The organism is Candidatus Afararchaeum irisae, from assembly GCA_034190545.1.
Classification (GTDB): domain Archaea; phylum Halobacteriota; class Halobacteria; order Halobacteriales; family Afararchaeaceae; genus Afararchaeum; species Afararchaeum irisae.
Window position 1 is genome coordinate 1 of sequence record JAXIOF010000031.1, and the last position, 13683, is coordinate 13683.

Here is a 13683-nt window from a genome sequence, read left to right on the forward strand (position 1 = left end):
GTGGTGTAGACCTGACCGGCTCCATCGGTCTCTTAGTACGGTTCGTCGAAGACGGTCACATTTCTGCTGAGACCGCTGACAGGTATCTTAAGCGCTGGATCGATGAGGCGGGTTTCCGGTCGCCTGCCCGCGACTTTGACGTGTTTCTGGAGAATTGAGTCTCGTTGAGATTGCAGGTCATCCGTCCTTTTAGTCAATTTCGATCTAGCAGACACGAGTGCCCTGGTCTCGTTAGCGACGGTCGGTCTTCTCGATTCCTTCCTGACCGAGTTCGACGTCCACACCACCTGGACTGTCTATTCGACTGACACCAATCCTCGAACAGGCAGGTCGGGCATACCGCCTACGACGTCGCTCCTCTCGATTCTCGTCGTCTGCTTCGGAATATCCTTCGAGGCTGTGAAGGGTCCCAACTCTATCTCGGCGGTACCCTCGATTCTCACGAAGACGTCGCCGTCGACGGCTAAAGTCCCTGCGAGCTTCGCGCTCTCGTCGTTCCGAGCCTCGAACTCCGTTCTCTGTGTCACGGTCTCCGAAGGCGGGACTCTGACGTCCTCAAAGCTTCCGTTTCCGAGACGGCTGTACTCGCCGTCCTCGTCGTCCGCCCAGTAGACATCGTAGTCGACTGACTTCACGGAGCCGCCTATCTCGTTCGCCGAGTTGTTGATGTAGAACGGGATGTCGAGTGTCACAGCGGATGTGGATATCTCTGTAATTCTCACCTGAGGGACATCCACGGGACCCACCGACCCGGTGACCACGCCGATATCGGGAGCCTCAACGTCGCCTGTGGCTAACTGTGAGACGGCACCTGCTGGATCACCGACTAGGACGTATCCTGATCCTACTGCACCTCCGATTACGACGGCGATGAGGACGACGACAGTTACTACTCCTTTTCGTATGGCCCCCATCTGATCTACTCTACGTTCCCCGAGATAGACTCAGCGATCTCGTCCATCTCGTCGTCTTCGAGTTCGACCGTAGAGGGTAGTATGTTGTGTATCGGACCGCCGCCGTCACCCTCGAAACGTGGGACTATATGAGCGTGAAGATGCGGAACCTCCTGTCCTGCTGCTTCTCCGTTGTTTATTCCGACGTTCGCGGCGTCGGCGTCGACAGCTTCTGTGACGGGCTCGACGAGTTCTCTCACCGCACTGAAGACCGCCTCCGAGTACTCATCGTCGAGGTCTTCGAGTGTCTCGGAGTGGTTCTTAGGTATCACGAGTGTGTGTCCGCGTGACAGGGGATTGACATCGAGGAACGAGAGTACTTTGTCGTCCTCGTATACCTTACGTGACGGTAGCTCTCCGTCTATTATCTTACAGAATATACAGTCTTTTGACATGGTTATGTGTAGTAACCGGTGGGAGCAAAAAGGTTACTCTCGTCGTCTACTCGACAGTCACACTCTTAGCGAGGTTTCTCGGCTTGTCTATGTTCCTGCCTTTGAGATCGGCGACGTTGTAGGCGAGAAGCTGGAGATAGACGTTAGCTAAGACTGGCTCCATTGCACCCGCATCGGGGACTTCGAGTACCGTATCCGCGTACTTCTCGGCTCCGTCGACCCACGAAGATGCCACTCCTATAACGGGTGCTTCCCTCGACTTGACCTCCTTGACGTTGTTGACTGTCTCTCCGGGTCTCGTTCCTTCAGTCAGGACTGCGACTACGGCTGTCTCCGAAGTCACTAGAGCGAGAGGTCCGTGCTTTAGCTCCCCAGCGGGGAACCCCTCGGCGTGGTCGTACGAGATTTCCTTGAGCTTGAGAGCGCCTTCGAGCGAGACGGGATGTCCCAGCTTTCTACCGATATAGAAGAAGGCGTCCGAGTCGGCGTACTCCTCGGCGACTTGTCTGACCTCATCCTCGTTGTCGAGAACCTGCTGTACACCACCCGGGAGACTCCGTATGTCTTCGAGTATCTCCGAGGCGGTCTCGGAGCCTAACGCGCCCCGTTTTCGTCCGACGTAGACGGTGAGAAGACCGAGCGTGGCGACCTGTGAGACGAATGTCTTGGTCGCCGCGACGCCTATCTCGGGTCCTGCACGTATGTAGAGGGTTTCGTCAGCCTCACGCGTCACTGTGCTTCCTACGGTGTTTGTGACAGCGAGCGTCCTGGCTCCGCTCCTCTTCGCCCTCTTGAGAGCCGAGAGGGTGTCTGCGGTCTCACCGCTCTGTGTCACCGCGACGACGAGTGTCCGCCACGGGTCACGTCCCCCGTCGAAGTCGTACTCGTGGGAGTACTCCGCAGTCACACGTACGTCTGCGTACTCCTCCATGAGCTCCTCGGCGACGAGACAGGCGTGGTACGACGTTCCTGCGCCGACTACCTGTATCTCCTCGACTGAGTTGAGGTACTCGTCGGGAAGCGACACGTCGAGGTTCGCCTCACCCTCTATCTCGTCTATACGTCCCGAGAGGGTCTGGCGGAGCGACTGTGGCTGTTCGTGTATCTCCTTGAGCATGTAATGGTCGTATCCGCCTTTCTCGGCAGCCTCGGGCTCCCAGTCGACTGTCTCGACCTCACGTTCGACCCTCTCACCTGTCTCGGAGTCGTATATCTCGATGTCGTCGGCTGTTACGAGGGCGACGTCACCGTTTTCGAGGTAGGTGACTTCGTCAGTGTAGTCTATGAAAGCCGTGACGTCGCTTCCGACGTAGTTCTCGTCGTCTCCGTAGCCGAGTATCAGGGGGCTGTCCTGACGTGCGACCGCGATCTCGTCGTTCGACGAGGAGACTGCTGCGACAGCGTAGCTTCCCTCTATTCTCCCGACCGTCTTCCGGAACGCCTCGAAGAACCCCGCGCCGGCGTCGATCTCCTCCTCGATGAGATGTGGTATGACCTCTGTGTCGGTATCGCTACTGAATTCGTGGCTCGCGAGTTCGTGTTTCAGGTCGTCGAAGTTGTCGATTATGCCGTTGTGAACGACGCCTATCTCACCCGTACAGTCGGTGTGCGGATGTGCGTTCTCGTCTGTTGGCTCTCCGTGGGTCGACCACCGGGTGTGTCCAATACCTGTACCTGTCTTGGCTTCCCCGGTTTCGGGTAGTATCTCTTCGAGACGGTCTATCTTGCCCTTTTTCTTGTAGACGTCGAGACTGTCGGACGAGAGCGCGACACCCGCCGAGTCGTATCCCCTGTAGTCGAGGTTCCGGAGTCCGTTGACGAGGACTTCGAGAGCCTCGGAGCCGTCGTCGCTCGTGTATCCTACTATCCCACACATACTATCCCCTCCTCACCTCTGAGTCCGACGGTACTTTCCCCGAGAGTCTCACGCCTTCCTCGGCTGTCGTCCCGTCTCCGATTACCGTACCTGTTTCGACTGTCGCTCCGCCGCCTATACGTGAGTTGTCGCCTATGACACCGCCGAGACGGACGTCCTCGTGTATCTCGTTCTCGACGACTACGTCGGATCTGCCGCCTGCGACGGTACTGTTGGGCTCTATAACGGCGTTAGCACCCACGACGGCGTCCTTGACGACCGCACCCTCTCCTATGTAGGCGTCTTCGAGTACGACGGAGTTAGATACGACAGCGTTCGCTCCGACACGTACGTTGTCCCCGAGAGACGTTCCCCGCATAACTGTGGAGTTGTGTCCGACACGGCAGCCGTCGCCGACACAGACCGATCCGACTACGTCTCCGTCGATACGGCTGTCACCGATCCCCTCGTACCCTCTGTCTATCGCGTTTGAGTTGACCTGTATGAGATCCCAGAGATGTGAGACGTCTATCCACATCTCCGATCTCACCGCCCTGACTCTCTGACTCCGGTCTATCAGACGGCTGAGTGTCGAGGTTATAGATATCTCTCCGTCGGCACCCGTCGGAGTATCACGTATCTCGTCGAAGACAGAGACGTCGAATCCGTAGACTCCTGCGTTTATCACGTCTGTCTGTGTCTCGTACTCGGGTGGCTTCTCAGTTATGCTAACGACCTCGTCTCCTTCGGTTTCTACGACTCCGTAGTCACTCGGCTCGTCGGCGCGTGTGACTGCGACCACAGTGCCGTCTCCGTCCCTGTGTTTGTCTACGATACTCTCGACAACGTCCGACTCTATCATCCTGTCGCCGTTGAGTACGACGAAGTCGCCGTCGACGTACTCCTCAGCCTGTAGAACTGCGTGTCCCGTACCGAGCTGTCTCTCCTGTGCGGCGTACTCGACTGAGACGTCCCAGTCGTTTCCGTCTCCGAAGTAGCTCTGTATCCTCTCACGCTTGTATCCGACGACTATCACAGTCTCGTCGATACCCGCCTCGGCGACCGCCTCGACGACGTGTTCGAGAAGGGGCTTGTTGGCGACGGGTATCATCGGCTTCGGGCGCAGGTTCGTGAGAGGCTTGAGACGTCTACCCTCCCCCGCGGCGAGGATTACGGCTTTCATACTCTGTCCTCCATTACTGTCTCACCAGGCTTGGCTGTTTCCTTCGGTGCCATCTTGACTCCGGCGTTGAGACTCGTATTGATTCCAGTCTTGACCCCGTCTCCTAGGACGACGCCTAGCTTACGCCTGCCTGTATCGACTGACTCACCCTTGACGTTCATTCTGACGTTCTCGCCGTCGTGTCTCAGATTTGCGACCATACTACCCGCGCCTAAGTTGACGTCCTCTCCGACGACTGAGTCGCCGATGTACGACAGATGTCCTGCTGTCGCGCCCTCCATGAGTACGGAGTTCTTGACCTCTACGGAGCTTCCGACCTTGGCGTTCTCTCCGACTGTCGTCGAGCCTCTCACGTATGCGTTGGGTCCTACGACTGCACCCGACTTCACGACTACGTCGCCCTCTATACGTGTCCCCGACTTGATCTCAGCGCCCTCCTCGACGACGACGTTTCCGTCACCTACTACGACGCCGTCCTCGACATCGCCGTCTATCGATCTGTCGTTACGTGACAGGATCTCGGTGTTGGCTTCGAGTATCTCCCACGGACGTCCGACGTCGAGCCAGACACCGTCGTGTTCGACGACACCGAAGCCGAAGCCGTCATCGACCATCGCACGTATCGTGTCGGTAATCTCGTACTCTCCTCTCTCGCTCTTGGGCGTCTCACGTATGTAGTCGAAGACGTCGGGTTCGAAGACGTATAGACCGAGGTTGGCGAGGTTCGACGGCGGGTCGTCGGGCTTCTCGACGACAGAGGTGACCTCACCGTCTTCGACTCCCACGACGCCGTACTCCGTCGGGTTTTCGACTCTTCTGACCGTGACTGCGGAGTCGTACTCGACGGGTCTCTCGACGAGTTCGGGGAAGACTACTACGTCCCCGTTGAGGGCTATGAACCTCTCGTCGACGTAGGGCTCCGCCGTGCCTATCGCGTGGGCGGTGCCTTCTTGGTCGTCCTGTACGGCGTACTCGACTGGCTTTCCGTCGTACTCGTCGCCGAAGTACTCCTTGACGTCGTCGGAGGCGTATCCGACTACTATTACGAAGCCGTCGACGTACCCCGAACACGCGTCTAAGACGCCTTCGAGAAGAGGCTTGCCTCCGACGGGAACCATCGGCTTCGGACGCGTCCGTGTGACCGGGCGCATACGTGTTCCCTCACCCGCGGCGAGGACTACCGCCTTCATTCGGATACCATCTCCCTGACTGCCCTCTCTATGTCGTACTCCGCCTCGAAGCCTATCCCGTCGCGTGCCTTTGTCGTGTCGACGGTGAAGTCGTCCACGAGTGTCTCGTCCTCACGTGGGTTGTCGACGAGTTCTACTTCGGGCGAATATCCCCTCTCTTCCTCGACTACCTCCTGTACTGTCTCGGCGATTTCGAGTATGCTACGGCAGTCTCCGCTCGCTATCGGATACGTCGTCGCACCGTCTTCCTCGTCGAGTATGACGTCGAGAGAGTCGGCGTAGGCACGTGCTGTGTCCTTTACGTGTATGAAGTCGCGCGCCTGCGTCCCGGGCTTGAAGACTGTGAGTGGTTCTTTGTTGAGAGCCTTGTCGACGAATATGTTTATGACGGTGTTCTTTCCTATCTCCTTACCGCCGAGTTCGTGGTGTCCGTAGAGGTTCGACTTCATGTAGACGTGAGCCGGGAACTCGCCGCGCGAGAGTGAGTGGATGTCGTCCTCTCCCATCGACTTAGTGAGACCGTAGGTGTTGAGTGGATTCCTCGGGTGGTCAGAGGTGATCGGGAACTCGACGGGGTCACCGATTATAGCCATGCTACACGGGAAGACGAGTGGTATACCGTTCTCACGGCAGACCCAAGCGACGTTCTCGGTGCCTCCGACGTTGACGTCGAAGGCGAGTTCGGGGTTGTCATCACACGAGTCGACACCACTCACAGCTGCGAGATGCATCAGCACATCGACGTCGTCGTACGTCTCCCGCAGACCGTCCCTGTCACGTACGTCTAAGTCACGTATCTCGACTCCCTCGACCTCGTCGACCTTCGCGTTGTAGAAGTTGTCTGTCGGTACGACCTCATGTCCTTCTTCGAGTAGGTTCGCTGTTAGACGTGAACCTATGTATCCACCCGCTCCTGTGACTCCTATCTTATATGTCTCTGTCATATCTGTTTCTCCTTAGTCTTGGCTCGGTCGGCTAAAAACCTGTCTCTGAGATCACGGACTCCTTCACGTAGGCTGTGTTCGAGTGTGAATCCCTGATCACTTACCTTGTCGAACGATACGTGGTACGACGGTCCGGGGTTCTCGCCACGCAGGTACTCGGTCTTCACATCAGTCCCGACCACCTCGGACACAGTCTCGGCGATTCCGTCTACCGTGTAGTTCTCGCCTCCCGTGTTGTAGACTCCCTCGTCCCACGACAGAGCCTCGACGAAGGCTCGTGCTGCGTCTTTGACGTGTATGAAGGGTCTCCAGTTACTGCCGTCGCCGTAGACGGTGAGAGTCTCGTCTGCGAGCGCGCGGAATACGAAGCTGTTTACGACGAGGTTGAAACGTACACCCGGCGACCAGCCGTAGTTGGTGGCGAGTCTGAGACTCACCGTCTCGACCTCCGACTCCTTACATCTCTCTTCCGCCATCAGCTTCGCTTCGGAGTAGGGGTTCATAGGGTCGGGGTCGTCGTCCTCTGTGAGATCGTCGGAGTAGCTTCCGCCGTAGACGTTGCACGAGCTAGCGAGGACGAATCTCTCGACACCCTCCGACTCCGCCTCGTCTAGTACCGTCTCTACACCCTCATGGTTGACCTCGATAGTCTTCTTACGTATCTCGTGGGTGTCCGATGCTCCTGTGATTCCCGCGAGATGTATGATACTGTCGACTCCGTCTACCGCACGTCTCACGGCTTCTGTGTTACGTATATCGCCTCTGACGAACTCGATACCGTCGGTATCGCCCTTACTACTGCCGAAACTTCCCGCGAGGTTCCGTGGTGACGAAAGTGAGAAGTCATCGAGAACCACGACTTCGTGACCGCGTTCCTGAAGCATCGGCACGACTCCACTGCCCACGTAGCCCGCGCCTCCGGTGACGAGTACCTTAATCCTGAAGCACCCCCGGAAGGAACCGGTCTTCGTGTGCCTCGACTACGTCGCTGCGGTCGTCGAGTGTCGAGAGTATGCCACGAACCCCCTCCTCGAGCGTCTGCCTCTGTTCGCCGAGAAGATCCATGAAACGGTCGTTCTCCATCTCCATCTTGTGCTCCTCGTCCTCCTCACGCGGATTCTCGAAATGCTCAACATCGGCGTCTAGACCGAACTCGTCGCCGACGTCAGAGATAGTCTCGGCGAGCTCTACTATAGCTACGGGTCTCGTGACCTGGTTGTAGACCTCTAATCCGTCGCCTCCGTGTCCCTCTTCGACTAGGTTCACGAGACTCTCGACTGCGTCCTCTAAGCTCACCATCGGCTTTCTCTGTTCTCCTTTTCCGTAGACTGTGAGAGGGTATCCCGCGACAGCCTGTGCACAGAACCGGTTGACTACCGTCCCGAAGTAGTAGTCGAAGTCGTACCTCGTCCCGAGTCCCGTCTCACGTGTCTCCTCTGTCTCTGTGCCGTAGACGATCGCAGTACGTACGTCACTCACGGGCTGATCCCACTGTTTCGACGCGAGACGCATGTTGGCGGCGTCGAAGTCCTTCGTGGCGTGGTACCACGAACCTCCCATGTTGGGGAAAGGAACCTCGTCGGACTCGCCGTTACGGTCGACCTCGAAGCCTCCCTCGGGTATCTCGAAGTCGGGTGCTCCGTAGAGACCCGTCGTAGTCGTCTCTATGAAATGAGTGTCTTCGAGACCCGTCTCGCGGAGCCCCCAGAGAAGGTTGACGTTCATCGAGTTGTTGTTCCTCTGGGTTTCGAGGGCACGCTCGCCGTTTATCTGGGAGTAGGGAGCACTCGGCTGTGCGGCGGCGTGGACTACGGTGTCTGGCTCGTGGACTTCGAGAATCTGTTTGACGAACTCCCTGTCGGCGAGGTCTCCCTCTATAAAGCTGAGGTTGGGCTCGGCGTCGAACCTCTCCTCGGGCGAGTCGATCGGAACCGCCGAGACACTACCCGACTCCTCGACCCATCTCCTCCTGTCGAGGCTGTCGACTCCGATCACTCTCTCGTCGAGTCTCCTTGAAAGACGTAACGAGAGGGGCCATCCGACGTATCCGTCTGCTCCTGTGACTAAGACAGACATTTACTCAGATAATGAGTAACTATTATCTTAAAGCTTTGCATAGGTCATCTATGTCAGACATAAACCGAGCCGCGGATCTCCTCGAAGACCTCGGATTCAAGGAGTACCACGCTAAGTCACTCGCTCATCTGCTTGAGATGGGAGAGTCGAAGGCTCCCGACCTCTCGCGTGCGAGCGGAGTCCCGAAGGCACGTATATACGGCGTTCTCGACGACTTAGTCGAGAGAGGCTTTGTCGACGTCGAACCCGGTAGACCCAAGATCTACTCACCCAGGAACCCCGACGAGATAGTCGAGACTATGAAGTCGAACCGGCGCGCCGAGTACGAGCGCGAGGTCGAGAGGATAGAGTCGAAGTCGGACGACCTAGTCGACGCCCTCCCCGACGACGAGACGGAAGCCGAGAAGAGGAGTCTTCTAAGACTCGTGCCCGTCGGGGAGCCGAGTGAACGTGAGACACGCGACCTCTACGACGACGCCGAGGACAGCATAGACATAGCCACGAAGTCGATGGAGTACTACGACTCGGTCTCGGAGTCTCTCAGGGACGCCGTCGACCGCGGCGTGGATCTGCGTATTCTCTTTCTGCATCCGTCACGTCTGGAGGAGTCGAACCGACGTGTACAGGAAGAGATAACTCAGAAGATCGAGGAAGAGATACCCGAGGCGTCTCTGCGGTACTCGAACTCAAAGCTACCACTGAGAGGATCGATAGTCGACCCGAGCATGGACTACACGACTGGGAAGGCTATCTTCGTCGTAGAAGGCGACGAACCCCTCTCTCTGCGTGACTCCGCGATTACTGACAATCCGAGTCTTGTGGCAGGGACAGAGAAGTACTTTGATCTCGTATGGAAGCATGAGTCGGTGGAGAAAATATGAGGTGAGTAAGACTATCTCTGTCTTTGTATTATGAAGCTACAGTTTTGGTTTCATTCTCTGTGGAGTCGTATTCTCTGTCTGTTAGTTGACGACGTCGCCGTCAGGTGCGCGACTTCGTGTACATGAAGGAAGTCGTGCGTGTATCCGGTCTCGCTTGGAACTTCGTCGATATCGGCGATCCTACTGATAGTAAGTGGCAAGTGCATGAGAGCTCTTGGGATTTCTGAGTCAGTACGGAAAATGGGGAAATAAAGGAATACGCGCTCAAAGTGAAACTCATCGAAAGCTTGAGAGACGACGAAAATATTTTAGGGGACTTCAAAGCTGACACCTTGGAGGCGTGCGAAGAGATAATCTTGAGATAGAATACAGCATAGAAAGAGGTGGGTGGTAGTTAGCTGAGATAACCTAGTTCTTCGAGACGTTCTTCCACCTCGTTGTCCATAGTTATGTCAGGGAGTTTTTCATTGGTTGACTTCACTTTGTCGAGGTGCTCGACCAATTCGTCATGTAACTCCTGCGCTACCTCCTCATATTCGGTTGAATTAATCATATTCTCCGTCTCTCCCGGATTCTCCGCGAGGTTATAGAGCTCACGTTCCTCGTTTCCAATGTCCCAGATGTATTTATACTCATCTGTCCTTACCGATATCTTGTATCCTTCCGGGTTGTTGGTCTCACTTATGATGTGACGGCGTTTGCCTTCGTTTTCGAGGGCGGAGACACCTCTGTAGTTCGGAGGATTCTCCACACCGACGATATCGCAGACAGTAGGGGGAACGTCAAGTAGCTCTACCGGGATATCCTCGGATATATCACGAGCGTCTGTGCCGTGGATGACGAACGGAACGTGCAGAACCTCGTCGTACATCGAGTCGTTGTGGCTGAATCCACCGTGGTCGCGGAACTCCTCGCCGTGGTCCGACGTGAAGATAACCGCGGTGTCATCGGCAATACCTGACTCTTCGAGATGTTCATACAGCCTCCGTATCTGGTTATCGACGTACCGTATCTCGCAGTCGTACAGGTCTATCAACGTTTTTAGGTCGTCGTCGGATATCTCGTCCGGCTCCTCAAGCATCTTACGCCGGAGTTTGACAGCCTCGCGTTCGGAGATGTTCAGATCGATACCGAGTTCGCCGAGCGTGTCGTGTGGAACGTACGGGTGGTGGACATCCATGTAATGGGTCCAGACGAAAAAGTCATCTTCCTGTTCCGATATCCAGTCTACCGTGAGATCGGTCATCGTCTCGGCGTCCTTGTACGTCTGTCCTACGTCAACGCCGGACTTCTCCTCCGTGGTGTCGTAGAGCCACTGCAGAATGCGGTACAGACGGCTGTCGTGGTCAAGGTTTGTCTTAACGTAGGCGCGTAGCTTTGCGAGTAAAGTAGGGTCGGACTTGGAGTCGTAGAAGGTGTCGAATCCACGGTCATAGTTGTAGTCGCGCGAGAGCCACAGGTTGGAGTGAAACGCCGCCGTCGAGGCTTGGTCGGAGACCGCCTCACCGACCGTGACGCGGCTATCTGACAGGTACTCGAAGCCTCCGTATTCGAGAGGGTAAGTCGACGTAAGTATCGACGGGAAGGACGCCCGTGTCCACGTGGAGTTGGCGTAGGCGTCAAACGAAGCCCCTTCGTACGCGAGAGTGTCAATAAACGGAGTCGTATCCCGTTCGTATCCGTAACACCCTACGTGGTCTGCACGGAGCGAGTCTACGGTTAGTAAGACGACGTTCGTCATCTGTTGCGTCGAGATACGTTACCTACATAAAAAGACTACTGGTTGACCGAAGGCAGGGGTACGTACTCGGAAAAAACGTCGCGTATATCTTCATCAAGAAGGACGAGAACACCGTAGACGACGGCTCCAAGAGCGACCACGGCGACCAAGGAAGGAACGCGTCTCGGAGACAGAACGCGAGCGACGGCGTACACGACGCCCCCCATGATGAGCGCGGAGACCGTCTCCCATGCTATACTCCTCTTAGGTATCCTGAGTTCGACGACATCAGCTACGTAGTACCACTGTATCGCCGTGTCGACGAACTTGGCGACGACCGTTGCAACCGCCGCGCCGACGAGACCGACCGTCGGTATGAGCGCGGCGTTCAGGACGAGCGCGAGTGTCACACCGACCATACGTGACCTGAAAGGGAGTTCGGGACGTTCCAGACCGACGAGTGTCGAGTTGACGACGCGCTGGATTGATTCGACCACCATGTAGCCGGCGAGTAACGTCATCGGTACGGCGGCGACGGCGTACTCGGGTCGATATACGACCGACAGAATCTCTTCACCAAGGACCGCGATACCGACGAGACCCGGAAGCGGGAAGAACAGCGTGAACAGGACCGCACCTGACAGGAGGCGTGACACCTCATCGGTGTCACCTTTGGTGGCGTGCTTGGATATCTTGGGAAAGACCGTCTGGTTTATGGCGTAGGTTGCGATTATCATGACGCGCGTCGTCTGCCAAGCGACCTCGTATGCGCTGACATCGGGACGGGTGAGGAACAGTCCTATCATGAGCGTATCAAACCAAAAGTAGACGAGGTTGGTGGGTCCGTAGAACATCGTGTACCGTGAGATGGAGAAGATACGTGAGAAGTGTTCGCGTAACGGAATACGGAGGGAGACGTTGAGAAGGGGGTACGCGACCACCACGGTCGCCGCAAACCCGGCTATCACGCCCCAGATTAACCCAACCGCGCCGTATCCCAACGTTATGAGAACAGCCCCGACACCGACGCGCAAGACATCTTGTAGGAGCTGGACAGCGCCCGAAGTGAGAACGCGGTCCTCTCCCTGTAACGACCTTACGAGAACGTCGGCGACCAGCCACAGTCCGACGGCGACGACGATGAACACCGGAACGTCGAGTCCTATGTAGTCAGCGAGGTAGCCGCGGAAGACAAAGACGAGTACAGCGACGGCGACGGACGCCGCGGTGGCTATAGTCACCGACGCAGAAAAGACGCCGTCGGTGTCTTCTCCCTCGCTTATCCGTTTGACCGCGGCGGACGTTACACCGAGGTTCGACATCAGGGAAGATAGCTGTACGACTGTGAAGAAAAGGAAGTATGCACCGAGTTCTTCGGGAGGTAGGACGCGTGCAAAGTAGACGAGACCAAGGAAGCCGACTGCGCGCGCTGTAAGATGTATCCCGAACAGGATTATGCTCTGTCTACCCGCGTCTCCGTCAGTCAATTTACCACCAACTGTATCGAAGTTCCAGCGAAGGGATCAAATCTCCTGTGGTTCTTCGCCAATAACCGATGTCGCGTAACCGATGACAAATATACCAAACTAAGTAGATTACCAAGAAGAATCTTGAACATATCCCAGTTCAGTCAGCATATTACCAGACTTCTGTTTGAACGCTTCCTTGTGTCTCTCGTTAAATTCATTTTCCCAGTCTCCGATTAGCCCCTTTCGAAAGGTGCTACTTTCGGTGTCAAACAGATTATTAGCTATATAATCAACGTGTTTCTCTGAGATTGGTTTCCCTATGTGCCCAGATATCCTCTGTATCGTCTCTTTTTGTGATTGTTTATCACCCCCCCCATTAGGACCTATTAGGTTCTCAAATTTCACGGTCAGATTGTAATTTTCCGCATTCCATTTATAAAAAGAGTCCATCCACTCAAGCACCCCTTCAAATCGGTTACCATCATCAGCGTGTTTTCCAGAGACACCTTTTATAGATGCCATAAGACGTGCGTCATCGTCAGGTAGATTAACGTAGTAGTCATGGAGCCTATGTGACGTATTTTTTTCCGTCACCCAGTGATAGTGGGAGACAGCGACGTCCCTAGGGTCTCGAATTATAAGAAGAGATCGGATAGATTCCTGTTCAAGTATATTCGAATTCTCCTCGGTATAGAATACATGCCCTGTCATGTATTGGCCCGCTTTGGTTTTATCCAGTTTCTGTCGAAAGTCATCGGAATCCCCATTCCTATTATAATTCATGTGAACATGTCTGCCAGCAATCCTAAGACGGTGAAGAGGGCCCGAAGGACGTAAGTAAGGGAAAAGAAAGAGACATTTTGCAAGGAGATTTGTACCGGATTTTGGCACACTATTTGCGAATACACGAGGAGCCCCCAAACGAGACATGATTCTGTTTGGCGAGTAACAATAGGCAAATATTTTGAACTTCTCTAATACCGAGTTCATTATTATAACCTCGAATTAACCAATTTA

General features: G+C 55.6%; 12 protein-coding genes. 1 reads left to right on the top strand and 11 read right to left on the bottom strand.

What is annotated here, in order from left to right; translation table 11 throughout:
* Positions 1 to 296 precede the first annotated feature (296 nt).
* Genes SV253_04260 through SV253_04295 form a run of 8 tightly spaced genes read right to left on the bottom strand, consistent with a single transcriptional unit; the run spans position 297 to position 8596 of the window.
* Complete coding sequence (locus SV253_04260; GenBank protein ID MDY6775277.1) at positions 297 to 914, bottom strand: hypothetical protein; 618 nt, start codon at positions 912 to 914, stop codon at positions 297 to 299.
* 5 nt (positions 915 to 919) lie between these two features.
* On the bottom strand, positions 920 to 1348 hold the full coding sequence (locus tag SV253_04265) for an HIT family protein (GenBank protein ID MDY6775278.1): 429 nt from the start codon (positions 1346 to 1348) through the stop codon (positions 920 to 922).
* Positions 1349 to 1394: 46 nt separating this feature from the next.
* A complete protein-coding gene (glmS, locus tag SV253_04270) occupies positions 1395 to 3224 on the bottom strand; it encodes a glutamine--fructose-6-phosphate transaminase (isomerizing) (GenBank protein MDY6775279.1) in 1830 nt (609 codons plus the stop codon).
* Between the two features lies 1 nt (position 3225).
* On the bottom strand, positions 3226 to 4386 hold the full coding sequence (locus tag SV253_04275; protein MDY6775280.1) for a sugar phosphate nucleotidyltransferase: 1161 nt from the start codon (positions 4384 to 4386) through the stop codon (positions 3226 to 3228).
* Positions 4383 to 5576, bottom strand: a complete 1194-nt coding sequence (gene glmU, locus SV253_04280) for a bifunctional sugar-1-phosphate nucleotidylyltransferase/acetyltransferase (protein ID MDY6775281.1) — start codon at positions 5574 to 5576, stop codon at positions 4383 to 4385. The genes SV253_04275 and glmU overlap by 4 nt, the downstream gene beginning before the upstream one ends.
* On the bottom strand, positions 5573 to 6520 hold the full coding sequence (locus SV253_04285; protein MDY6775282.1) for an NAD-dependent epimerase/dehydratase family protein: 948 nt from the start codon (positions 6518 to 6520) through the stop codon (positions 5573 to 5575). Before SV253_04285 ends, glmU begins: the two co-directional genes overlap by 4 nt.
* Positions 6517 to 7458 carry an NAD-dependent epimerase/dehydratase family protein gene (locus SV253_04290; protein MDY6775283.1) on the bottom strand — a complete coding sequence of 314 codons (942 nt, stop codon included), beginning with the start codon at positions 7456 to 7458 and terminating at the stop codon, positions 6517 to 6519. The genes SV253_04285 and SV253_04290 overlap by 4 nt, the downstream gene beginning before the upstream one ends.
* Positions 7454 to 8596, bottom strand: coding sequence for an NAD-dependent epimerase/dehydratase family protein (locus SV253_04295; protein MDY6775284.1), 1143 nt, complete (start codon positions 8594 to 8596; stop codon positions 7454 to 7456). The genes SV253_04290 and SV253_04295 overlap by 5 nt, the downstream gene beginning before the upstream one ends.
* Before the next feature lie 50 nt (positions 8597 to 8646).
* Between SV253_04295 and SV253_04300 the strand changes: the two genes are divergently transcribed.
* Positions 8647 to 9477 carry a helix-turn-helix domain-containing protein gene (locus tag SV253_04300; GenBank protein MDY6775285.1) on the top strand — a complete coding sequence of 277 codons (831 nt, stop codon included), beginning with the start codon at positions 8647 to 8649 and terminating at the stop codon, positions 9475 to 9477.
* A gap of 394 nt (positions 9478 to 9871) precedes the next feature.
* Here SV253_04300 and SV253_04305 read toward each other — a convergent pair whose 3' ends face one another.
* From SV253_04305 to SV253_04315, 3 genes are all read right to left on the bottom strand, one after another.
* The gene (locus SV253_04305; protein ID MDY6775286.1) at positions 9872 to 11218 is read right to left on the bottom strand and encodes a sulfatase; all 1347 of its coding nucleotides are present in this window, start codon (positions 11216 to 11218) and stop codon (positions 9872 to 9874) included.
* Positions 11219 to 11253: 35 nt separating this feature from the next.
* The gene (locus SV253_04310) at positions 11254 to 12684 is read right to left on the bottom strand and encodes a flippase (protein MDY6775287.1); all 1431 of its coding nucleotides are present in this window, start codon (positions 12682 to 12684) and stop codon (positions 11254 to 11256) included.
* Positions 12685 to 12792: 108 nt separating this feature from the next.
* Entirely contained in the window at positions 12793 to 13656 is an 864-nt protein-coding gene (locus SV253_04315; protein ID MDY6775288.1) for a sulfotransferase domain-containing protein, read from the bottom strand.
* Positions 13657 to 13683: the final 27 nt, after the last annotated feature.

Bases quoted from the DNA above. Each gene is read 5' to 3' on its own strand.
- SV253_04260 (MDY6775277.1), bottom strand. From the start codon at position 914: ATGGGGGCCATACGAAAAGGAGTAGTAACTGTCGTCGTCCTCATCGCC.
- SV253_04265 (MDY6775278.1), bottom strand. From the start codon at position 1,348: ATGTCAAAAGACTGTATATTCTGTAAGATAATAGACGGAGAGCTACCG.
- glmS (MDY6775279.1), bottom strand. From the start codon at position 3,224: ATGTGTGGGATAGTAGGATACACGAGCGACGACGGCTCCGAGGCTCTC.
- SV253_04275 (MDY6775280.1), bottom strand. From the start codon at position 4,386: ATGAAAGCCGTAATCCTCGCCGCGGGGGAGGGTAGACGTCTCAAGCCT.
- glmU (MDY6775281.1), bottom strand. From the start codon at position 5,576: ATGAAGGCGGTAGTCCTCGCCGCGGGTGAGGGAACACGTATGCGCCCG.
- SV253_04285 (MDY6775282.1), bottom strand. From the start codon at position 6,520: ATGACAGAGACATATAAGATAGGAGTCACAGGAGCGGGTGGATACATA.
- SV253_04295 (MDY6775284.1), bottom strand. From the start codon at position 8,596: ATGTCTGTCTTAGTCACAGGAGCAGACGGATACGTCGGATGGCCCCTC.
- SV253_04300 (MDY6775285.1), top strand. From the start codon at position 8,647: ATGTCAGACATAAACCGAGCCGCGGATCTCCTCGAAGACCTCGGATTC.
- SV253_04305 (MDY6775286.1), bottom strand. From the start codon at position 11,218: ATGACGAACGTCGTCTTACTAACCGTAGACTCGCTCCGTGCAGACCAC.
- SV253_04315 (MDY6775288.1), bottom strand. From the start codon at position 13,656: ATGAACTCGGTATTAGAGAAGTTCAAAATATTTGCCTATTGTTACTCG.